The organism is Brevundimonas terrae (assembly GCF_011761985.1).
GTDB lineage: Bacteria > Pseudomonadota > Alphaproteobacteria > Caulobacterales > Caulobacteraceae > Brevundimonas > Brevundimonas terrae.
This window is the reverse complement of the sequence record NZ_JAASQT010000001.1, coordinates 1-20,097: the sequence shown is the minus strand read 5'-3', so window position 1 is coordinate 20,097 and position 20,097 is coordinate 1. Positions and strand designations below refer to the sequence as shown.

The 20,097-nt window shown below is 61.3% G+C and carries 24 protein-coding genes and 2 tRNA genes; 15 read left to right on the top strand and 11 right to left on the bottom strand.

Going from position 1 to position 20,097, the window contains the following annotated elements:
* Positions 1–351: 351 nt before the first annotated feature.
* Positions 352–531 carry a hypothetical protein gene (locus FHS64_RS00130; protein ID WP_167173907.1) on the top strand — a complete coding sequence of 60 codons (180 nt, stop codon included), beginning with the start codon at positions 352–354 and terminating at the stop codon, positions 529–531.
* A 14-nt stretch (positions 532–545) separates the two neighbouring features.
* The gene (locus FHS64_RS14345) at positions 546–1,577 is read left to right on the top strand and encodes a tyrosine-type recombinase/integrase (RefSeq protein ID WP_167173904.1); all 1,032 of its coding nucleotides are present in this window, start codon (positions 546–548) and stop codon (positions 1,575–1,577) included.
* Positions 1,578–1,670: 93 nt separating this feature from the next.
* Here FHS64_RS14345 and FHS64_RS00120 read toward each other — a convergent pair.
* Positions 1,671–1,760 (bottom strand) — tRNA-Ser (locus FHS64_RS00120).
* A gap of 146 nt (positions 1,761–1,906) precedes the next feature.
* Here FHS64_RS00120 and msrA point away from each other — a divergent pair.
* Positions 1,907–2,563, top strand: coding sequence for a peptide-methionine (S)-S-oxide reductase MsrA (gene msrA, locus FHS64_RS00115; protein WP_167173901.1), 657 nt, complete (start codon positions 1,907–1,909; stop codon positions 2,561–2,563).
* 9 nt (positions 2,564–2,572) lie between these two features.
* On the top strand, positions 2,573–2,914 hold the full coding sequence (locus FHS64_RS00110) for an MmcQ/YjbR family DNA-binding protein (RefSeq protein WP_167173898.1): 342 nt from the start codon (positions 2,573–2,575) through the stop codon (positions 2,912–2,914).
* Here the strand turns inward: FHS64_RS00110 and FHS64_RS00105 are convergent.
* The 7 genes from FHS64_RS00105 to flgF all read right to left on the bottom strand — a co-directional run bounded on the left by FHS64_RS00105 (position 2,911) and on the right by flgF (position 7,746).
* Entirely contained in the window at positions 2,911–3,276 is a 366-nt protein-coding gene (locus FHS64_RS00105; RefSeq protein WP_208380469.1) for a hypothetical protein, read from the bottom strand. The genes FHS64_RS00110 and FHS64_RS00105 overlap by 4 nt on opposite strands.
* A 36-nt stretch (positions 3,277–3,312) precedes the next feature.
* Positions 3,313–3,855 (bottom strand): hypothetical protein, encoded by a 543-nt coding sequence (locus tag FHS64_RS00100; protein ID WP_167173895.1) that lies wholly within the window; start codon positions 3,853–3,855, stop codon positions 3,313–3,315.
* Positions 3,856–3,895: 40 nt separating this feature from the next.
* Positions 3,896–4,438, bottom strand: coding sequence for a hypothetical protein (locus FHS64_RS00095; RefSeq protein WP_167173892.1), 543 nt, complete (start codon positions 4,436–4,438; stop codon positions 3,896–3,898).
* A 214-nt stretch (positions 4,439–4,652) separates the two neighbouring features.
* A complete protein-coding gene (gene flgH, locus FHS64_RS00090) occupies positions 4,653–5,369 on the bottom strand; it encodes a flagellar basal body L-ring protein FlgH (RefSeq protein WP_167173889.1) in 717 nt (238 codons plus the stop codon).
* A gap of 20 nt (positions 5,370–5,389) precedes the next feature.
* Complete coding sequence (gene flgA / locus FHS64_RS00085) at positions 5,390–6,190, bottom strand: flagellar basal body P-ring formation chaperone FlgA (RefSeq protein ID WP_243862649.1); 801 nt, start codon at positions 6,188–6,190, stop codon at positions 5,390–5,392.
* 15 nt (positions 6,191–6,205) lie between these two features.
* Positions 6,206–6,994, bottom strand: a complete 789-nt coding sequence (flgG, locus tag FHS64_RS00080) for a flagellar basal-body rod protein FlgG (RefSeq protein WP_167173885.1) — start codon at positions 6,992–6,994, stop codon at positions 6,206–6,208.
* 14 nt (positions 6,995–7,008) lie between these two features.
* A complete protein-coding gene (gene flgF, locus FHS64_RS00075; protein ID WP_167173882.1) occupies positions 7,009–7,746 on the bottom strand; it encodes a flagellar basal-body rod protein FlgF in 738 nt (245 codons plus the stop codon).
* A gap of 177 nt (positions 7,747–7,923) precedes the next feature.
* On the opposite strand from flgF, the gene FHS64_RS00070 reads away from it, so the two are divergent.
* From FHS64_RS00070 to FHS64_RS00020, 11 genes are all read left to right on the top strand, one after another.
* A complete protein-coding gene (locus FHS64_RS00070) occupies positions 7,924–8,556 on the top strand; it encodes a flagellar basal body-associated FliL family protein (protein ID WP_167173879.1) in 633 nt (210 codons plus the stop codon).
* Positions 8,557–8,558: 2 nt separating this feature from the next.
* A complete protein-coding gene (fliM, locus tag FHS64_RS00065) occupies positions 8,559–9,605 on the top strand; it encodes a flagellar motor switch protein FliM (RefSeq protein ID WP_167173876.1) in 1,047 nt (348 codons plus the stop codon).
* Positions 9,602–10,171 carry a DUF6468 domain-containing protein gene (locus FHS64_RS00060; protein ID WP_167173873.1) on the top strand — a complete coding sequence of 190 codons (570 nt, stop codon included), beginning with the start codon at positions 9,602–9,604 and terminating at the stop codon, positions 10,169–10,171. The genes fliM and FHS64_RS00060 overlap by 4 nt, the downstream gene beginning before the upstream one ends.
* Positions 10,172–10,385: 214 nt before the next feature.
* Positions 10,386–11,123 carry a MotE family protein gene (locus FHS64_RS00055; RefSeq protein ID WP_167173870.1) on the top strand — a complete coding sequence of 246 codons (738 nt, stop codon included), beginning with the start codon at positions 10,386–10,388 and terminating at the stop codon, positions 11,121–11,123.
* A gap of 72 nt (positions 11,124–11,195) precedes the next feature.
* Positions 11,196–11,435 carry a DUF3297 family protein gene (locus FHS64_RS00050; RefSeq protein ID WP_167173867.1) on the top strand — a complete coding sequence of 80 codons (240 nt, stop codon included), beginning with the start codon at positions 11,196–11,198 and terminating at the stop codon, positions 11,433–11,435.
* A 100-nt stretch (positions 11,436–11,535) separates the two neighbouring features.
* Entirely contained in the window at positions 11,536–12,969 is a 1,434-nt protein-coding gene (locus FHS64_RS00045) for a M28 family peptidase (RefSeq protein WP_167173864.1), read from the top strand.
* Between the two features lie 20 nt (positions 12,970–12,989).
* Positions 12,990–13,074: transfer RNA gene (locus FHS64_RS00040), tRNA-Leu, on the top strand.
* A 127-nt stretch (positions 13,075–13,201) separates the two neighbouring features.
* Positions 13,202–14,848 carry an alkaline phosphatase family protein gene (locus FHS64_RS00035; RefSeq protein ID WP_167173861.1) on the top strand — a complete coding sequence of 549 codons (1,647 nt, stop codon included), beginning with the start codon at positions 13,202–13,204 and terminating at the stop codon, positions 14,846–14,848.
* 131 nt (positions 14,849–14,979) lie between these two features.
* The gene (gene pyk / locus FHS64_RS00030) at positions 14,980–16,395 is read left to right on the top strand and encodes a pyruvate kinase (RefSeq protein WP_167173858.1); all 1,416 of its coding nucleotides are present in this window, start codon (positions 14,980–14,982) and stop codon (positions 16,393–16,395) included.
* Positions 16,396–16,501: 106 nt separating this feature from the next.
* On the top strand, positions 16,502–17,542 hold the full coding sequence (locus FHS64_RS00025; protein ID WP_167173855.1) for a DNA adenine methylase: 1,041 nt from the start codon (positions 16,502–16,504) through the stop codon (positions 17,540–17,542).
* A gap of 83 nt (positions 17,543–17,625) precedes the next feature.
* Positions 17,626–17,940, top strand: coding sequence for a hypothetical protein (locus FHS64_RS00020; protein ID WP_167173852.1), 315 nt, complete (start codon positions 17,626–17,628; stop codon positions 17,938–17,940).
* Here FHS64_RS00020 and FHS64_RS00015 read toward each other — a convergent pair.
* The 3 genes from FHS64_RS00015 to FHS64_RS00005 all read right to left on the bottom strand — a co-directional run bounded on the left by FHS64_RS00015 (position 17,914) and on the right by FHS64_RS00005 (position 19,919).
* Positions 17,914–18,597, bottom strand: coding sequence for a ribonuclease HII (locus tag FHS64_RS00015; RefSeq protein WP_424945230.1), 684 nt, complete (start codon positions 18,595–18,597; stop codon positions 17,914–17,916). The genes FHS64_RS00020 and FHS64_RS00015 overlap by 27 nt on opposite strands.
* A gap of 76 nt (positions 18,598–18,673) precedes the next feature.
* Positions 18,674–19,069: a hypothetical protein gene (locus tag FHS64_RS00010; RefSeq protein ID WP_167173849.1), complete on the bottom strand. Its 396-nt coding sequence runs from the start codon at positions 19,067–19,069 to the stop codon at positions 18,674–18,676.
* Positions 19,070–19,229: 160 nt separating this feature from the next.
* On the bottom strand, positions 19,230–19,919 hold the full coding sequence (locus tag FHS64_RS00005) for a DUF6624 domain-containing protein (protein WP_167173846.1): 690 nt from the start codon (positions 19,917–19,919) through the stop codon (positions 19,230–19,232).
* Positions 19,920–20,097 lie beyond the last annotated feature (178 nt).

Below are 20,097 nucleotides of genomic sequence, written 5' to 3'. Positions count from 1 at the left end.
AGTTAAATCTACTGAAATCTACCGAAATATGGTGCTCAATCTGCAAGTGTGAAGCCTACATTCATAGCTTTTGATTGTATTTCAGCTAAAGTCTAACTTTTAGCGCCTCCATGAGTTGTAAGTTTCGGCTCTTTTAATAGCGATTGACAGGCAGGATATGTAAAGCGGGCCAGAACGTACCGTTTTGTCTCCATCTTTACGGACTTACTCGATAAATCTCGACGTAAGGCATTCTTTTCTTTGACGTAAACGTCGCGATTTGTTCCATTTCTCTCAATTCGATCGCTAACGGACATTTCCGTAGGCGGCGCATTATTGTTGGAGGATTGGGTGTCCAGACGAGTAACGACAGTGAAGAAGACCGATCTACGTCGAGCTCTCGGAATAGTCCGTGAAGCTGGTGTTGATCTGGTGTCTTTGGACCTGCTGCCCAGCGGAACGATGCGTCTCAATTTCGTGGAGCTGAGCGCGGACAAATCTGCAGAACCTGTCGACGAGGAGGTGGCTGCATGGGACGCGGCCTTGGCGTAACCAAGAGGCGCGGCGTGAGCCGCTACGAAAGCAAAGGCAAGCTTTACTACCGCTTCCGCCTAGCCGGAAAGCCAAGCGTTTCATTGCCGGGGGAGCCTTACACCCCCGAGTTCGAAGAGGCGTACCAACGTGCATTGCAGGGGACGTTGAACCCTGGGGCGCTTCGCACGGTAGACGGTACGTTGGGTGCGCTCGCAGTAGCCTATTATGGATCTTCCGACTGGCGGGAGAAGTCCAAGTCCACGCAAACTACCTATCGGCGATTTATAGAATACATACGCCAAGAGTACGCGGACCGATCCGTTAGGGCATTGAAGCCCGAGCACATCGTCAAACTACGAGACAAAATTACTAAGCGAGCCGACGACAGTGATGTGAAGCTACAGTCGGACAAAATCCAAATGTCAGGACCGACCATGGCTAATCGGCTCGTCAGTATCCTGAGGGGGATGCTGGACTTTGCGGTGGATCGCGGATGGCGAGCTGACAATCCCGCAAAAGATATCAAACCGATTTCCGTCAAGACGGATGGATTCCCGCCATGGTCAGAGAGCGAAATCGAAGCCTTTGAAGCTTATTGGCCGATAGGATGTCGTGAACGGCTGATCTTTGATCTGCTGCTATATACGGCTCAGCGCTCCGGGGATGTGCGCGCGATGACATGGCAGGACATTCGTGAGGGGACTATTGCCGTCAAGCAAGAGAAGACCAAGACCTCCCTAGTTTTACCTATCCATCCGCGCCTCAAAGCGACTTTAGACGCTTCGTCGTCAAACTACCGAACGATCGTCGCCAACCGCTCGGGTGAAGGGTACTCTGCAGGCGGGTTTGGTAATTTGATCAGGGAGGCCGCAAGAGAAGCCGGGATTCAAGGTCGCTCTGCGCACGGCTTGCGTAAGTCGGCCGCTACGCGTCTAGCGGATGCGGGCTGCACTGAAGTGCAGATCCAGGCTGTGACCGGCCACAAGACGACTAAAGAACTCGCCAAATATATCGAAGCGCGGAACCAGCGGCTGCTGGCCGAGGCCGCGATGGCGAAAATCTGAAGCGTGAAACAATGTTCTTATTGTCTAACGGCATAGCCTTGTTAGGCAATAGTCTCTCGAAACGACTGATTTGTAAGGGTTTTAAAATGGTGGTGGCGGACAGAGAGGGATTCGAACCCTCGGTACGCTTTCACGTACACACGCTTTCCAAGCGTGCGCGATCGACCACTCCGCCACCTGTCCGTTCCACGAGCTTGTCGTGCGTCCGCTGGATGGTCTATCCGGCGGAGGCGTGGCTGATAGAACAGCATGAGCCTCTCGGCAAGGGATGTATGTGTTCCTATATGGGTTTATGTTGAATTTAGTCCCGTTTTTGCGAGAATTTATCGATGTTGACCCAAAAGACCGACGAACCAGTGACCGCAGAGACGGCTTTGCCGGGGCGTAATGTGCCTTTGCAGACTGATGAAACGCATTTTGTGCTCGGAAATCCCCTGAAAGGCCCGCATCCGCAGGGATTCGAATCGGCCATCTTTGGCATGGGCTGTTTTTGGGGTGTGGAGCGCGTGTTCTGGCAGTTGCCGGGCGTGTGGGTGACTTCGGCGGGTTATGCGGGCGGTCTGACGCCCAACCCGACCTATGAAGAGGTCTGCTCGGGTCGCACCGGCCATAACGAGGTGGTGCAGGTCGTGTTTGATCCGGCCAAGATCACCTATGGCGAGCTGTTGAAGGTGTTCTGGGAAAACCATGACCCGACGCAGGGTATGCGTCAGGGCAATGATATCGGCACCCAGTACCGTTCGGCCATCTATTATGCCGATGAAGCCCAGCGCGATGCGGCGCTGGCGTCAAAGGCGGCCTATCAGGCGGCACTGAATGAATCGGGACGTGGTGCGATCACCACCGAGATTCTGGAAGCGCCGGAATACTATTATGCCGAGGACTATCATCAGGGCTATCTGGCCAAGAACCCTGCCGGTTATTGCGGCATTGGCGGTACGGGCGTGGTTTGCCCGATCGGCCTTGGCGTTCAGGCAGGCGCATAGGGGCAGGCCATGCAGCACGGACAGGTCGAAGGCGTTTGCCTCTCGCTGAAGGGGACAACAGTCGAGCGCCCCTTTGGTCCCGACAGTCAGACCTTCAAGGTCGGCGGCAAGATCTTCGCCATCCTCGGTGACGACGGCGGCCTGTCCATCAAGCTGTCGGAAGTGGCCTATGAGGCCCTGACGGAGCTGGGGGTCATGCGCCGTGCGCCCTACCTGCCACGCGGGGGCTGGGCCTATACGGACGATGTGACGGGCTGGGACGATCAGGAACTGTCGGACCTGATCGCCCGCTCGCACGAACTGGTGGCGGCGGGCCTGACGAAAAAGGCCCGTCTGGAGCTAGGGCTTTAGGTGCTTTGGCGCGAACGCAGCCACAGATAGGCGATGCCCAAGGGTGCGATAAAGATCGAGAAGCACCACAGCGCATAGTTCACCACTAGCTTGAGCGGCATCAGGATGATGACGGGCAGGATAAAGACATTGCCGCCCATCATCACCCGCTTGATCTCGTCCCAGACCAGTTTGGAAAACGGGAACAGCAGCGCTCCAATACCGAACACTGACAGGGTCGCGATGCGGTCGAACGTCAGTGGCTCTCCCTTAGCCATATAGATGACGAACCACACCATCATCGCCATGAGGACGGCGCTGATCACATAGGCGCGGATCAGATAGGTCGGCTGTAACGCGCCGAAAATACGCTTTAAAAACATAATAGTCCGTATTGGGTGATGGATCGTGACGCTGTCTTAGCGACAGGCGGCGAGGAAGTCGTGCACCGGTGTCTTGGTGCCGGACTGTGGTGACAGACCCGCCCAGCGCCCTTCATGGGCCATGACCAGCCAGCCCAGCTTGGCAAAGCTGAGAAGTACGGGGTCGTTGGCCGTGGTCTGGGCGTGCAGCAGATAGCCGTCGAACATTTCCGCCGCTTCCTGACGGGCCGCATAGGTCTGGCGGGTCTCGCTGGTGCCAAGGGTGATGGTCTTGGTTTTGGCGTCCAGAGTGGGGGTGCTCATCTGGATCTGGTTCGAGCCGGGACGGCAGGAAAAGCCGAGCGGAATGTCATCCGAATTCGCCACGCCATAGGCCAGTTGCACCGTCTGCGGCTGGCGCTCGAAATGCCAGTCATAGTCGTCCATTGGCGCAGGAGCAGCGGAGGGCAGGGCCATATTCGGGGCCGCTGGCAGGCTGGCACAGGCGGCCAGCAGCGCCAAACCGGCACAGGCCGTAAGCGCCGGAACGCGACGGGACATGAAGGGCAGGGAGGGGGCAGCAAAAAACGGACGTGTCATATGGAAATGGCTCGGTTGAAAATGGTTTCAAAGGGCGCGATCAGCCCGCACAGGCTTGGGCAAAGCGGCGTAGCAGCGGCAGGTTTTGCGGCCCGACCGAAATGGTTTTGACCATCTCCTCGCGCGCGATCTTCATTTCGCCATTGCCCACAAACGCCATGAAGAGCGGATGATCGGCGGGCAGGGATGTGGACAGGCGACGCCGCACAGTCTGCATTTCGCCGGTGATGCTATGCGGGCCGGAACGCAGCACCACCGGACCATTGCCCAGATCGGCGGCATCATAGAGCGACAGGCGCACCCGCCCGCTGCGTGGCTCGCATTCCAGTGTGGTCTTCAGTTGCGGCGTGTCGGGGATTTCCTGTGCCAGCACGATAGGCTCGCCATCGGCATACAGGGTCCAGACCCATGGCGCGCCGACCGTGACGGTCGCGGGTCTGGCGTCCTGTCGTGCAGGGGATGGGGGGTTCTGGGCATGTGCCGCAGAGGCGGGCCCCAATATCAACAGGCCCGCCATCATATTCAGGACGGTGACAGGTTTGCGCTGTCGGTGTCCCGTTTGTCGTCTCCGGTCGTGCGTCATGCTCGCTCCGTTTGACTGTGCAAGAGGGTGATCCTGACGCATCAGCGGTCTGTTTGGCAACTATGGCCGCTCAAGGGCGGGGGTTGAAGCGCGGGTGCGGCAAAAAATGCCGGTATCTTTCAGGCACGACAAAGGGCGGCAAGTTTGACCTGGCTTGCCGCCACAGATGCCTGTTTTTGTCGGCCCGAAGCGGGCCGAAAGCTCCTTGGGCCGATCAGAACGGGCTGAAACGCTCTACGAGTGACTGTGCAGCCGGTGTGGACTGCATGCGGCTGATGTCGCCGCGACCGGCATACGAGATGCGCGCCTCGGCAATCTGGGTGTGGGCGATGGTGTTGGCGCTGGAAATGTCCTCGGGGCGGACAATGCCGGCAACCGTCAGTTCGCGCACTTCGCGGTTGGTGCGCACTTCCTGACGGCCCTGAATGACAAGGTTTCCGTTGGGCATGACGGCGGTGATGATGGCCGCCACCGTCAGATTGACGCGCTCGGAGCGGTTCACACTGCCCGAACCATTGGCCGAAACCTCGCCCTCTGTGCCGATCATATTGGCCGGATCAAACCCGCCGGGGAACAGCTTGCCGATGCTGTTTTCAAACCCGAAGAAGTTGCTGACCCCGCCCGATGCGCTGTTGGAACGCTGGCGGTTGGTGCTGTTCTGGGTCTGGGCGCGGTCATTGATGTCGATATTGACGGTCAGGATGTCGCCGACACGACGCGCGCGCTGGTCACCAAAGAAGGACCGCGCCCCTGTGCGCCACAGGCTGTTGGCGCTGGCGGGGGTGGCTTCGGGCAGATAGGCCTGCTGGGCGGGAACCAGTGCCGACGGATAGACCATCGGGGCCAGTTCGGGGCCTTTGACGGCCTCCATAGCGGTCGAGCAGGCAGCAAGGGGAAGGCAGGCGGCGGCGAGGATCAGAATCTTGCGCATGGTCATCATGTCTTTCTGGCTCAGCGAGCGGCGTACTGGTTGGAACGGGTGGAGGCGGACCGCATCATTTGCGCGGCCGGTCCGGCAATGGCGCGGCCGGGGGCCACGGCCACGGCCTCGATGGTGCGGTTGGATTGCAGGTTCAGGATGCTGACCGTGTCGCCCTGCGTGGCATTGCGCTGGGCGCGGCCGGTGATGGTCAGTTCAATGCCGTTGTCCTGATACAGGACCTCGATCATGTCGTTACGCGCAATCACCTGCGGAGCAGCCAGATCGCGGGCATTGACGGCCTGACCGGCACGCATCGGGCGGCGGGCCGACAGGCCGATAATTTCGGCGGCATCTTGCGGACCCGAGACAGGGGCCAGATGGGCCTGAACCTGTGTCCACATCACGTCCTCGGGCTGGATGACCTCGCCCGCCGACAGGCTGCGGGTAAAGGTCAGGGCCTCGACCATGGCACCGGCGCGGGCAGGCGCGGACGCCATTGCCGACTGTACAGCTAAGGGCGCACCCTCGCGCACGATAATGCGGCGGATACCTGCGGTATTGGCCCAGTCCAGTCCGGCGCGGCGGGCGGCAATCTGCACCTGTGCGGCATCCAGAACGGCGCTGGGGCCGGAACGGCGACCCACAACAACACCGGCGGCGGCACCCGCACCCTCGAACAGTTCGCCAAGCGTGATCTGGCCGTCCGCATCGGTGGGCGAGGGGATCAGATTGACGGCACGGCTCTGGGCCTGCGCGTCCATGGCAAAGGCCGAGACGGCAAGGGCGCTGGCCCCCATCAGGATCGTGGCTGTTTTCAGAAGGCGTTTCATGGTTCAGCGCCTTCCCTAGTTCTTCAGCTGGGCCGAGACGGACAGCATTTCATCGGCGGTGGTGATGACCTTGGAGTTCATCTCGTAGGCCCGCTGGGCCACGATCAACGAAGTGATTTCCGACACGGAATCCACGTTCGAGGCCTCGGTATAGCGGTGCAGCAGATGGCCAAAACCGACCTCGTCGGGAATGCCGACATTGGGCGCGCCCGAGGCTGCGGTTTCCAGCAACAGGTTGTCGCCGATGGCCTCAAGGCCCGCTTCGTTCATGAAGCTGGCGATTTCCAGTTGGCCCACGATCTGCGGTTCCGGCTCGCCGTCGAGGGCCACCTGTACCTGACCCGAACGCGAGATCGAGATATCGACCGTGTTCTCGGGGATGGTGATGGCTGGCTCGACCAGATAGCCGTCCTTGGACACCAACTGCCCCTCGGCATTGACCGCGAAATTACCGGCGCGGGTAAAGGCGGTTTCCCCTGATGGCAGGGTGATCTGGAAATAGCCCTTGCCGTTGATGGCAATGTCGAAATCATTGCCGCTCTGGGTCGGCGTGCCCTGGGCGGTGATGCGGTACACCGCACCGGCCTTCACACCCATACCGATCTGGATGCCGGTGGGGACGACCGTGCCCTGCGTGGACGACTGTGCGCCCATACGCTCGACATTCTGGTACAGAAGGTCTTGGAATTCAGCACGTTGGCGCTTGTAGCCAATCGTGTTCATGTTGGCGATGTTGTTCGAGATGACCTCGACGTTCAACTGCTGGGCGGCCATGCCCGAGGCGGCGGTACGGAGTGCGCGCATTGCTCAGACCTTCCTTAGGAAACCTTACCCAGTCGCTCGACGGCGCGGCGGCTGAGGTCGTTGGTGTTTTCGATCATGCGGGTCACGCTTTCATAAGCGCGGTTGATCTCGACCAGATTGGTGATCTCGATCAGGGTGTTGACGTTGGAGCCTTCCAGCATCCCCTGACGCACGCGGGCGTCTGCGGCCTCGATGGGCTGTAGGTTGGAGATGTTGCGATAGAGGTTGTCACCGCCCTTTTCCAACACCGACAGGTCCCCGAAACGCACCACGCCGAGGCGGCCGACAATCTCGCCGTCCTGCGTGATGGTGCCGTCCTGTGCGACGGTGATCGGGCCCAGTTCGGGATTGACGATCAGCTCGCCCGCATCGGTCTGGACCGGCAAACCGTCCTGCGTGGTCAGGCGGCCTTCGGCGTCCATGGTGAACGATCCGTCGCGGGTATAGGCGGGGCCGTTGGCGGTGGTGACGGTGAAGAAGGTGCCTTCACCCTCGATACCGAAATCAAGGTCGCGGCCCGTCTGCTTCAGAGCGGCCTGACCGAAATCGCGGCCCACACCCTTGTCCAGCACAAAGCTGGCCGAGGGGCGCACGGCGTGGTTACGGGCCCGCTGACCGATCTCGGTGCCGACCAGCATCTGCTCGACCTTGAAACCGGTCGTATCGGAATTGGCGATGTTGTTGGCCACGATGTCGAGTTCGCGGCGCAGCGTCATCTGGCGGGACAATCCGATATAGGCGGCGTTTTCCAAAGCATGGGCTCCTTCGCCATTCGTATTCGCAACAGTCGTGCCAACTGGTCGAACCCAATGATTTCAGTGCCTTAGCTTTTTGACGTTAAAACCGCCCGGCAGGATTTGCCTCATGGTTAATGGCTTGTTAACCAAAATAGCCCCACACAGCTATGCTGTAGGTTGGGGTTATTCCGCATGCTGAAACTGAAGCTGGGCAAGAAGAAGGACGAGAACGCTGTTCCGGCCGTGGTCGAAGGCGAGACCGCGCAGGATGTCGATGCGTCCGAAGCCCCGGCCAAGAAGAAGCCGCCCCTGCTGGTCATCATCATCGGTGCCGCCGTGCTGGTGGCCGCCATCGGCGGTGGCGCGGCCTTTATGCTGATGAAGCCCAAAAGCCCCGAGGCCGAACAACCGGCCGATGCCCACGCGGCCAAAAAAGACGACAAAAAAGCAGACGCCCACGGCAAGGAGGGCGAAGCCCCCGCAGGCGCTGCGGCGGGCACGATTGCTGCCGGCCCTGACGGTGTGACCTTCTACACGCTGCCCGACCTGATCGTGAACATCCAGTCGCCGGAAGGGCGCACGACCTATCTCAAGCTCAAGCTGACGCTGGAAATGAAGGACGCGGCTGTGGCTTCGCGCCTTCAGGCCGAGGCCCCGCGTCTGAACGACATGCTGCAAAGCTTCCTGCGCGAACTGCGCCCCGATGATCTGGCCGGTTCGGCGGGTTCGTACCAGTTGCGGGCCGAACTGCTGCGCCGCGTCAATCTGGTGGCGGCACCGGGTAAGGTGGATGCGGTCCTGATCGAAGAAATGCTGGTGCAATAGCCATGAGCGATACGTTCGGCACAGTGGATGAAGACCCGTTCGGCAGCGATGCCGGAACTTCCGAACGCGTCCTTAATCAGGATGAGATCGACAGCCTGCTGGGCTTCGATATGGATGATGGCTCGGGCGATGACCGCAGCGGCATCCGGGCGATCATCAACTCGGCGCTGGTTTCCTATGAGCGTCTGCCGATGCTCGAAATCGTCTTCGACCGCCTTGTGCGCTTGATGACGACCAGCCTTCGCAACTTTACCTCCGACAACGTCGAGGTGTCGCTGGACACCATCTCGTCGATCCGTTTCGGCGACTATCTGAACTCGATCCCGCTTCCGGCCATTCTGGCGGTGTTCCGCGCCGAGGAGCTGGACAATTACGGTCTGCTGACCGTCGATTCCAACCTGATCTATTCGATCGTGGACGTGCTGCTGGGTGGCCGTCGCGGCACCGCTGCCCTGCGGATCGAGGGCCGTCCCTATACGACTATCGAGCGCGCCTTGGTGCAGCGCATGGTCGAGGTGATCCTGAACGATGCGCGTCAGGCGTTCGAGCCGCTGACGCCGGTGCATTTCAATCTGGACCGTCTGGAAACCAATCCGCGCTTTGCCGCGATTGCACGCCCTGCCAATGCGGCCATTCTGGTCAAGCTGCGTATCGACATGGAAGACCGTGGCGGTCGCGTCGAGCTTCTGCTGCCCTATTCGACCCTCGAACCGATCCGCAAAATGCTGTTGCAGCAGTTCATGGGCGAGAAGTTCGGGCGCGACAATATCTGGGAAGGCCACCTGGCCACCGAGCTTTGGACCACCGATACAGAGGTGCGCTGCGTTCTGGATGAACAGCAGATGCCGCTGTCCAAGGTGCTGGACCTCAAGGTCGGCGACACCCTGATGCTGAACGCCACGCCGGAATCCGATGTCACGGTCAAGGCGGGCACGGTCAATCTGACGGTCGGCAAGATGGGCCGTCGCGGTCAACACGTTGCGGTGCGCGTCGAGGCACCGATTTCAACAGAGGCGGCCATGCGCGTCGCCGGGAGGCAGAACTGGTGACGGGTGTAATTCTGGACGGCACGCTGATGGTGCTGCTGATCGCGGCCATCGCCTATGGTGTGAAACTGGAACGCAAGCTGAAAGCCTTGCGTGAAGGGCAACTGGCCTTTGCCGGTGCGGTCAAGGAACTGAACAATGCTGCCGGTCGTGCCGAACAGGCGCTGGCGACATTGCGGGCCTCGGGTGCCGAAACGGACCTGCTGCACGACCGCATCCTCAAGGCACGTCAGGTGAAGCAGGAACTGGAAGCCCTGATTATCCGCGCGCCGAAATCGGCCGCAACTGCCGCCGCGACCGCCCGTCCGGTGGCCGAGGAAGAGCCGCTGGAACTGGTCTCGACCATGGCCCTGATCAATGACGAGAACGAGCGCGCCCGCCGCATGGCGGGTCTGATGCAGCGCATCGAAACCGCCAATGCCGCCGTGCCGCCGCCCGCGCCCAAGGCCGAAGCCCCCAAGGAAGGCAGCCTGACCGGTATGCTTCAGGCACTGGCCGCTAACCAAGCGGCTCAACAATCTCTCAACCTTGCCCGTCGTAGTCTCGACGAGGATATGTTTGCGGTTTGAATTTTAGTCCTCTCAAGCCGACGGCTTGAGAGGGAGTGCCCCTAACGCCTGTCACGCGGTGACAGGCTACTTGAGGGGATTTCTTCCTCACGGCTCCGTCGTTGTGCTGGAGCGCTTGAGGGGGGAGCATCCGGCACGGATTGTCGGGCTGCTTGAGGTGGTACCCTCAAGCGAGTAAGCGTCACCTTCTTCGTCCTCTGTTTCGGTCATTGCCATGAGCAAGTTGCCCCGCCTTCTGCCCCTGATTGCCATCGCCATTGGCGGTGTCGTCGCCGTGCGCGCGGCAGGTGTGGCACCGGACCTGTTCAGTGGCGCGGCAGCATGGGCACAAGAAGGCGCACCGGCGGCGGCCGATAGCGCCACCGAGACCGCAGCGACGACCGCTGCCCCTCCCGCCGTTTGCGCCCTGACGCCCGAACAACTGGCCCAACAGGCGGGCATCTCGCCTGCCGAACTGCGGATCATCCAGTCCCTGTCCAAGCGCCGCGAAGCGCTGGATGCGCGTGACGCCGATTTCGCCACCACCCTGCCGCTGATGGTGGCCGCCGAGCAAAAGCTGGATGCCAAGCTCAAGGCGCTGGAAGCTCTCAAGGGCGAGATCAGTGGTCTGATGGGCCAGATGGACGAACAGGAAAAGGCCGAGAGCGAACGTCTGGTGGCTGTCTATTCGGCCATGCGTCCGCGAGAGGCGGCGGCTGTTTTCGTGTCGCTGAACGACTCTGTGCGTCTTCCGGTAGCACAGGGCATGCGCCCGCGCACCCTGGCCGCCATCATGGCCCAGATGCCCCCCGCAGCGGCCCGCGAGCTGACCGAGAAAATGGCCAAACGCTATGAAACCAAGCCGCTGGTCGAGCGTGCCTCGGCGGCGGCAGGCGAGCCTGTCCGTCCTGCGACGCCCGCTGCGGCACCGGCAGCAGCTCCGGCAGCGGCTCCGGCGGCCCCCGCTGCCTGATCTGTTGGCATAAGGCCCGACAGCGGCTATTCAGCGCCATCATTTTTCCAAGCTTCCCCAAGGATGCCCGTCATGTCCGACGTAATGCCCGACCGCTTGTCGGTTGATCCCGACAGCCCGTACCACAATGCCGAACTGCTGATGAAAGGCATCGGCATCCGCTTCAAGGGCGAAGAAAAGACCAACGTAGAAGAATATTGCGTCTCCGAGGGCTGGGTGCGTCTGGCTATCGGCAACCGCGTTGACCGTCGCGGCAAGGCCCTGACCATCAAGCTGCAAGGCGAAGTCGAGCCTTTCCTCAAAGGCGAGTAATTCGCTGCTGAAATTCTCTTGGCGGGCCGAGGAATTGTGACTTCCTGTCGCACCCTTGGCCCGCTAGGTTCCCTGCTTTCAGTGATCGCAGGGGGAAGTGATGTCGTTCAAATCGGGTCTGTTGGCGGGCGTATTCGCGCTTGGCCTTTTTAGCACTCCGGCGCTGGCACAGGATGCCGCGACCATCGCCGCCGCAGAAACCCTGCGAGATCAGGCCCTCAACGACAATATCGCCTACGAATATACCCGCGACGTGACGACCCTGTTCGGGCCGCGTCCGGCAGGTGCCGATACCGATCACGCCGCTGCCGCTTGGGCTGCCGACTGGATGCGCGCCCACGGTTTTGAAAATGTCCGCGTTGAGACCTTCCCGCTGGTCGGCTGGAACCGTGGTGCCGAAAGCGTTGAAATCGTCGGTGTTGGTGCACAAAAGCTGTCCGCCGCTGCCCTTGGACACTCGATTGCCACGCCCGCCGAAGGGATCGAGGCCGAGATCGTCCATTTCACCAGCCTTGATGCCCTGAATGCCGCCCCTGTCGGTTCGCTGAACGGCAAGATTGCCGTGGTGGATGCCGGCCAGATGCCGCGCACTCGTGACGGCTCGGGCTATGGCCCGCTGTCGCGTGTTCGCTCGCAAGGCCCCAAGGCGGCCAAGGATCGCGGCGCCGTGGCCTTTGTCATGCGCTCGGCGGGCTCGGATCACCACCGCATGCCGCACACCGGCACCACCGGCTATCATGATGGCGTTGTGCCGCTGCCGTCCTTTGCCCTGTCGGCCCCCGATGCCGATCAGGTGGCGCGTCTGGTCGCTGCCGGTCAGCCGATCCGCATGAAGCTGTTCTCCTCGGCCAGCACCTATGAAACCCACAGCCAGAACGTCATCGGCGAAATCCGTGGCGCAACCCGCCCCGACGAAGTGATCGTTCTGGGCTCGCACATGGATAGCTGGGATCTGGGCACCGGTGCCATTGATGACGCGGCAGGCGGCGGTATCACGCTGGCGACCGCCAAGATCATTGCCGATGCCGGTCGTCCCGCCCGCACCATCCGTGTGGTGCTGTATGGTGCCGAAGAAGTCGCCCAGCCGACCGATCACGGCAATGGCGGCGGGGCCTATGTCCGCAATATCGGCGCAGAGATCGAAAAGCACATCATTGCGGGCGAGAGCGATCTCGGGGCTGACAACATCTATGATCTGGGCCTGCCGCCCGGCACGCAAAACAGCGAGTTTGCCCAAAAGGCTCTGGCTGTGCTGGCACCGCTCGGCATCGCTGCCGGTGGCGAAGAGCGTTTCGGCGGCGTGGATATTGCGCCTCTGGCCCGCAACGGCGTTCCGGTGTTCGGCCTCAGTCAGGACGCCACCCGCTATTTCGACTTGCACCACACGGCCGATGACACGTTCGACAAGATCGATCCGGTCCAGATGCGCCAGAATGTGGCGGCATGGGTGGCGCTGGTGAAGCTGATTGCTGATTCAGAGGTGGACTTTAGGGCCATTGCTGCGGCAAACACGGCTTCCATCGCGTCGAACTGAATCGGTTCGGCGGTGGCGCTGCGAGCGTGGCGAAATTGGTAGACGCAACAGACTTAAAATCTGTCGACTTCGGTCTTGCGGGTTCGATTCCCGCCGCTCGCACCATTCACTGGATCTAGAGCCTGTTATGGCGGGGCATATTGCCTCGTTATCGCCGGTTGTTGTGTTTCTGTCATCGGGCGCAGATAAGCCCGAGCATATTGTTTTCCCGTTTTAGCGGACACGGTGGGTTATGCTGTTTAAACGTCTTCTGGTGGGTGCAGCCTCGGCAGCGCTGGCCCTGGCTTCGGTGTCTCCGGCTCTGGCCGAAGACACGCACGAGGGCGGCCCGCATCTGGTCGTGACCGTGGTCGTGGACCAGCTCAGCGCCAATCTGTTCAACCAGTATCGCAGCCATTTTACCGGCGGCTTCAAGCGTCTGCTGGATGAAGGTCTGGTTCACGCCAACGGCTTCCAGACCCACGGTGTCACCGAAACCTGCCCCGGCCATTCGACCGTGCTGACGGGTATGCACCCGACCCATACCGGCATCGGCGTGAACTACAGCGTCAATGGCGCGACCGGCGAAGGCCGCTATTGCATGGCGTCCGAGGTCAATACGCTGGCCCACGGCAAGATCACCGATAACGGCAATGTCGGCACCGAGCTTTTGAAGGTCGATACGGTCGGTGACTGGCTGGTGGCGCAAAGCCCCGACAGCCGTGTGTTCGCCGTTTCGGGCAAGGATCGCGGCGCGATGAATCTGGCGGGCCACCATGGCCGCGCCTTCTGGTTCACCGATGGTTTTGGCCTGACCACCTATGTCCGTCCGGGTGAAACCGCCACCGAGCGTCTGGCTCCTGTCGCCCAGTTCAACACCGCCTATCCCGATATCGAGAAGGACGGTCTGTGGACCGGTGCCTATGCGGTGTGCAACGCCATTTCGGCCGATGTCGATGTGGTAGATGGCCGTTTTGTTTCGTCCATCCCACCTTACCGCACCTCGTTCTCGGCCTCGCCGAAATATGACGAGGAAACCCTGCGCGCCGCCACCTATCTGTTGCAGTCCCAGCGACTGGGGCAGGGCGGCAAGGTGGACATGCTGGGCGTGTCCCTGTCGGGTACCGACATCATCGGCCACACCTTCGGCACCCAAGGCCGCGAACAGTGCGAACAGATCATGCGTCTGGATACCGCGCTGGGCGCCTTCCTTGCCGAGCTGGACAAGGTCGAGGGCGGCGTAATCTTGTCCCTGACCGCCGACCACGGTGGCTCGGACACCAATGAGCGCACCGCCGCGCGCGGCTTCCCGTTTGCGGGCCGTGCCGACCTGTCGGCCGTTCCGGCGGCCAATATCGCGCTGCGCGAGCAGTTCGGTCTGGACTTTGATCCGCTGAACCGTGGTGCCTCGGGTATGCGTATTACCGATGCCCAAAAGCGCACCATGGCCGAGCCGATGCGTACCCAGATCGCACATGCCGCCGTCGAGCTGCTGAACGGCAAGGGCGATCTGTTCTATGTCGGCTTTATCGACGACATCCTGTCCCAGCCTGTGCCGGACAGCCTTTATCCTGAAAACCTGACCGTTCCTGAGCGCCTGCGCCTGTCGGCGGTCAAGGATGTATCGGCGGACCTGATGATTGTACTGGCGCCCGGCAAGGCCACGGGTGGCCGTCTGGGCTCCAACCTGTCCAGCCACGGCCAGCCGTGGGATTATGACCGCCGCGTGCCGATCATCTTCTGGACGCCACATGCCGAAGGTCAGGAACGTTTCATGCCGGTGCGCACCATCGACATCGCCCCGACCATCGCCAACATCATCGGTGTCGAGACGCCGAAACTGGATGGCCGCTGCATGGATCTGGGTCTGGGGGAAAGCCCGTCCTGTCCGGTGGAGTAGGCCAAAGAATAGACCCGCAATAAACTCTTGTTTCGTAAGCCGCAGGTGCCATGGCGCCTGCGGCTTTTCGTTGGCACAAAGGTAACAACACCACCGCTAGAGTGGTTTTGCGTCTCCGAGGAAACATCTGCATGAACCGTGCCCGCCACACTCGCATCGTTGCCACCCTGGGGCCAGCCAGCCGCTCCCCCGAACAGGTGCTGGCTTTGGCGGAGGCAGGCGTGGATGTGTTCCGTCTGAACTTTAGCCACGGCAGCCATGAAGACCATGCCCATGCGCTGACTGCGGTGCGTAATGCCGAAACGGTCGTCGGCCGTCCCTTGGGTATTCTGGCCGACCTTCAGGGGCCAAAACTGCGTCTGGGGGCCTTTGCCGAGGGCGCGATTGCCGTTTCTGCCGGTCACAGGATGCGTTTTGACCTGTTGCCCGAAGCGGGCGATGCCACGCGGGTCCAGATGCCGCATCCCGAAATCTTTGCGGCCCTTCGCGCGGGCATGAGCCTGCTGATCGATGATGGCCGCGTGCGCCTCAAGGTGCTGGACGCCACGCCGGACTATGCCGATGTCGAGGTTATCAGCGGCAGCGCCCTGTCCAACCGCAAGGGTGTGGCGGTGCCGGACTGCATCATCCCCGTCTCGGCCCTGACGCCCAAGGATCGCGAAGACCTGAACTTTGCCCTACGTCTGGGGGTGGACTGGGTGGCGCTCAGCTTTGTTCAAAAGCCCGAGGACATGGCCGAACTGCGCCGCATCGTGGACGGTCGCGCCGCCTGTCTGGCCAAGATCGAAAAGCCGCAGGCCCTGCAATCGCTGGAAGCCATCCTCGATTATTGCGACGGCGTGATGGTGGCGCGTGGCGATCTGGGTGTGGAAATGCAGCCCGAGGACGTGCCGGTGGCGCAAAAGCAAATCCTGCGTGCCGCCCGCCAGCGCGGCGTGCCCGCCATCGTCGCCACCCAGATGCTGGAATCCATGACCACCGCACCGGCCCCGACACGGGCCGAGGCATCGGATGTGGCCAATGCGGTCTATGAGGGTGCCGATGCCCTGATGCTGTCGGCAGAAACCGCCGCAGGGGATTATCCGCTGGAAAGCGTGCAGATCATGGGCCGCATCATGGAGCGTGTAGAGCGCGATCCGATGTGGGCGGGCCTGATGGATGCCGAACATGCCGGTATGGAGATTGAGGACGTGGACGCCCTTGTCGCCGCCGCCCGCAAGGCGTCGGATGCGGCCTCGACCGCCTGTATGGTGGTTTACACCACGACCGGCAGCACGGCGCGCCGTATGTCGCGCGAGCGTCCGCTGCAACCGGTTCTGGCCCTGACCCCCAATATCGATACGGCGCGTCGTCTGGCACTGGTCTGGGGCTTGGAGCCGCGTCTGGGCCGCCAGCCGGAATCGCTGGAAGGTCTGACCGACGATGCGGTGGTGGCGGCGATGGAGCACGGTCTGGCCCAGTCCGGCCAGCGTATCCTGATCCTTGCCGGTACACCCTTCGGTGCCCCCGGTGCCGCCAATCTGCTGCGTCTGGCCAGAGCCGGATAAAGGGTCGGGATAAGCAACCGGATTAAAGAACAGGGACGGGGCTTATGCCCAATTGACCTGTGCCATCGGTTACGCGCTACGATAGCGCCATGAGTCGGTGCGGTGAATGATCAAATATATCGGGTCCAAACGGGCGCTGCTGGGGCAGGTCGGAAGCGTGGTGCAACGCATCCTGCCGGAAGGCGGACGTGTCTGTGACCTGTTTTCAGGTTCGTCCCGCGTCGGCCATTCGCTGAAAAAGCAGGGCTTTCAGGTCTGGTCCAATGACCACAACGCCTATGCCCACACACTGGCCACCGCCTATGTGCAGGCCGACCGTGAACTCTGGGCCGACAAGGCCGAGACTATTCTGGCGGAACTTCGTGAAATAAAGCCCGAGGCGGGCTGGTTCACGCGCATGTTCTGCGAGGAGGCCCGCTTCTTCCATCCCGATAACGGCGCGCGCATCGATGCCATGCGCGAGCATATCGAGCGCATGGACCTTGAGCCGGAACTGAAGGCCGTTGTGCTGGTGGCGCTGATGGAGGCCGCCGACCGTGTGGATTCCACGGCGGGGCTACAGATGGCCTATATGAAGCAGTGGGCCCCGCGTGCGCTAAAGCCGCTGCAACTACGCCTGCCCGATATCCTGCCCTCGGTGGCCGGTGGTCCCTGCATCGCCACCCGCGCCGATGCCGTGGAAATCGCCCCGCGTATCGAGGCCGATCTGGTCTATCTGGACCCGCCCTATAACCAGCACTCCTATCTGGCCAACTATCACTGCTGGGAAAGTCTGGTCCTGTGGGACAAGCCGGAAACCTATGGCGTGGCCCGCAAGCGTGTGGATGTGCGCGAACGCAAAAGCGACTTCAACTCCAAGCCCCGGATCAAGGCCGCCCTTAAATCGGTCATCGACGGTCTTTCGGCCCCTAATCTGGTCGTCAGCTTCAATGACGAGGGCTATCTGGATCGGGAAGACATGGAGGCGCTGCTGGAAGGGCACGGCCATGTTCAGGTTCTGGAAATACCAAGACCGCGTTATGTCGGCGCGCGCATCGGTATTCATAATCTGAAGGGCGAAAAAGTCGGCGCGGTCGGCAGGCTGCGCAATGTCGAACGCCTGTTTGTGGCGACCGAAAAGCCGGTGGATATTTCAGGTATTGTCTGAAACCCCGAAGCGGCGCGGATTTGACTTAAGTATTGATAGCGCTGCTGTTTGGAACAGGTATGTCGGGTAGTCGTTACTGCCACATGACACGTCCAGTATCCCATGGCCCTGTGCGCGATACACGCGCCCCACGGGCCGCCAACGCGTACCGTATTGCCGAAAGGCTTGATCGACCCCAGCGCTATTCCAGCGAGTGGCGGCAACTGTGCCGGGCCGACCGCACACGGCAATCTCTGTATGCTTTTCAAGACCTGTTCGAAGACGAAGAGGCCGAAAATGACGCCCTCGATCAGGGCGTTGTCAAACCGGAAGACGACAGGGTCCGCAGCGCCTATTTCCTCGGTGCCGTCGCGGTCGGGACGCTGTGCCTGTTATTGGGCGCCTTCTTCGTGGTCTAGGCCACGGGCCGCCAGCAAGGCGCGGATCGGCGCATAGGACGATCGGTGATGCGCGCACGGCCCGTGCTCGGCCAGCGCCGCACGGTGCGCCGCCGATCCATAGCCCTTGTGACGGGCAAAGCCATAATGCGGATACTGCCCGTCCAGTTCGACCAGCAGATGATCCCGCGTCGTCTTGGCCAGAATGGACGCCGCCGCCACCGACAGCGACAACCCGTCACCGCCCACCGTTGTATCGACCCGACACGGCAGGTTGAACTTGTAGTTGCCGTCAATCAGCGCTCCGACCGGCTGTATCGCCAGCGCCGCCACCGCCCGCTGCATGGCCAGCTCGGTCGCCCGCAGGATATTGATGGTGTCGATCTCCTCCACCGAGGCATGGCCAATCCCCCATGCCAGCGCCTTTTCCTTGATGACCGGCATCAGCGCCTCGCGCCGCTTCTCCGTCAGGGCCTTGCTGTCATTCAGGCCCGCCGGAATATCGTCAGGGTTCAGGATCACCGCCGCCGCCGTCACCGGCCCCGCCCAAGGCCCGCGTCCGGCCTCGTCCACGCCGCACACATACCCCTTCCACACCGCCGCCAGATGGTCTTCGAGGTCCATCGTCAACGGCGGTTTGATAATCTTGGTGCGCTTGGGCTTGAGGGTATCGGTCATGGCAGGGATATGGACCGAACCGTCTTGCGGCGAAAGCCGTTCACGGCCTGATCCTGCGCGATAGCGGAATTCGCGCTCAGGCAGGCTGGCGCGCCCACAGGCGGGCAAAGACAGGCCAATAGCGCCAGACGAGCAGCAGGTACCAGACCGGCCAGATCGTGCCCCACACATATTTGCCGGTCAAAAACCAGTGGAAGCAGGCAATAACCAGAACAGAAGGGCCAAGGATAATCAATCCAACGGGCGCAGTCCGGTTAAACAGAACCGCCACCCCCGCCACGAGGAAGCTGGCGATAAGCAGCGGTGTCATGAACCCCGTCGCATCGAGCGCCAGTGTGAAATGTGCCGCCTCCGCGACACTTTCCGGTGGGTGATGCCCCCCGAATTTCACCAGCACCATCACAGTGGCCAGCAAGAAATACAGCCCGAACAGGACCCTAAACGCCGACCATGCGATGTCTTGATACCTCATGCGAAAACGCTGAACCCCATGATAGGGAAAAGCAATGTAATTACGTTCGATGACTGGTGGTATTATTTAGCATGGACGGTCTCCACCCTCGGCGGACACACTCAATGTCCGATAAGGGTGGGAAGCGGACATTGGAAACTCGCACAGCGCGATCTGAATTTCAGGGGCTCGGCGGTCTGCTTGGCGCGGTCAGTATCTGCGCAGCGGCGCTGGAAGCTTCGCGTTCGCAAAGGCTGTCAAAAAGCGAAAGGGACTCCCACAGCAAGATGTCCATTCCGATTTCGCGGCGTCGCTGATCTACTGCATCCACCGTGTCGATGCTCGACCTATCGAACCTCCCGTCGCGACAAGGCCGGTTTGTGCCGAAGGGTTGGTGGTCCCCTTGGGCAAGCGCGTTTCGATCAACCATTCGGGCATAGTCTTCCGGCATCAGTCGGCCAGCCCTGACTTCGCTCAGCACCATCGGGAGGACCATGTCGCGAAAAGCGCGGCTGGCGCTGCCGGGCGACGGATTCGCATGTTGTGCGATCAACCATGCCCCCTGCGCTGCCTCGCCCTTCAACGGCGGCCATCCGCGAGCCGTGACAATGGAGCGTAGACGAGAGATATTATCGTCATCGACCCGTTTCCAGGCTGCAGAGAGGCAGGTTCGATCTCCTTCTTGGCAACCCAGTTCGGCATCCGACGCCCTGCGAACCCCCTGATCCGCGTCCTTGCGGAGTGCGAACTCACGACCGAGGCATTCGTCGTCTGACACCTGACAAGCCAGCAGATTTGCCTGATCCAGTGATCTGTACGGCAGGGCGGGCGACGATTGCGTCGTGAGCAGCGCCAGTAGCAAAAGGATCATCGGCTACATCTCCAGTGGTCCGTAAAGCTGTCAGCATGAGCGCTGGTCCGCAACTAGTCGGCGGCGGCAATGAAATGTCGCCTATGGGTCGAGGCCGTGTAAAAACGTGCTCAGCTGGTTTTACCCGCATCGGGCATCGAGACGCAGAGTGTCATCATCTCATGCCCTGATCGCTTCC

Coding starts and splice junctions, on each gene's coding strand:
- FHS64_RS00105 (WP_208380469.1), bottom strand. CDS start 3,276: ATGTTTTTAAAGCGTATTTTCGGCGCGTTACAGCCGACCTATCTGATC.
- fliM (WP_167173876.1), top strand. CDS start 8,559: ATGAGCGATACGTTCGGCACAGTGGATGAAGACCCGTTCGGCAGCGAT.
- flgA (WP_243862649.1), bottom strand. CDS start 6,190: ATGAAACGCCTTCTGAAAACAGCCACGATCCTGATGGGGGCCAGCGCC.
- FHS64_RS00050 (WP_167173867.1), top strand. CDS start 11,196: ATGTCCGACGTAATGCCCGACCGCTTGTCGGTTGATCCCGACAGCCCG.
- FHS64_RS00100 (WP_167173895.1), bottom strand. CDS start 3,855: ATGACACGTCCGTTTTTTGCTGCCCCCTCCCTGCCCTTCATGTCCCGT.
- FHS64_RS00025 (WP_167173855.1), top strand. CDS start 16,502: ATGATCAAATATATCGGGTCCAAACGGGCGCTGCTGGGGCAGGTCGGA.
- FHS64_RS00010 (WP_167173849.1), bottom strand. CDS start 19,069: ATGAGGTATCAAGACATCGCATGGTCGGCGTTTAGGGTCCTGTTCGGG.
- FHS64_RS00095 (WP_167173892.1), bottom strand. CDS start 4,438: ATGACGCACGACCGGAGACGACAAACGGGACACCGACAGCGCAAACCT.
- flgH (WP_167173889.1), bottom strand. CDS start 5,369: ATGCGCAAGATTCTGATCCTCGCCGCCGCCTGCCTTCCCCTTGCTGCC.
- msrA (WP_167173901.1), top strand. CDS start 1,907: ATGTTGACCCAAAAGACCGACGAACCAGTGACCGCAGAGACGGCTTTG.
- flgG (WP_167173885.1), bottom strand. CDS start 6,994: ATGCGCGCACTCCGTACCGCCGCCTCGGGCATGGCCGCCCAGCAGTTG.
- FHS64_RS00045 (WP_167173864.1), top strand. CDS start 11,536: ATGTCGTTCAAATCGGGTCTGTTGGCGGGCGTATTCGCGCTTGGCCTT.
- FHS64_RS00015 (WP_424945230.1), bottom strand. CDS start 18,597: ATGACCGATACCCTCAAGCCCAAGCGCACCAAGATTATCAAACCGCCG.
- FHS64_RS00035 (WP_167173861.1), top strand. CDS start 13,202: ATGCTGTTTAAACGTCTTCTGGTGGGTGCAGCCTCGGCAGCGCTGGCC.
- FHS64_RS00070 (WP_167173879.1), top strand. CDS start 7,924: ATGCTGAAACTGAAGCTGGGCAAGAAGAAGGACGAGAACGCTGTTCCG.
- FHS64_RS00020 (WP_167173852.1), top strand. CDS start 17,626: ATGACACGTCCAGTATCCCATGGCCCTGTGCGCGATACACGCGCCCCA.
- FHS64_RS00005 (WP_167173846.1), bottom strand. CDS start 19,919: ATGATCCTTTTGCTACTGGCGCTGCTCACGACGCAATCGTCGCCCGCC.
- FHS64_RS00110 (WP_167173898.1), top strand. CDS start 2,573: ATGCAGCACGGACAGGTCGAAGGCGTTTGCCTCTCGCTGAAGGGGACA.
- pyk (WP_167173858.1), top strand. CDS start 14,980: ATGAACCGTGCCCGCCACACTCGCATCGTTGCCACCCTGGGGCCAGCC.
- FHS64_RS00055 (WP_167173870.1), top strand. CDS start 10,386: ATGAGCAAGTTGCCCCGCCTTCTGCCCCTGATTGCCATCGCCATTGGC.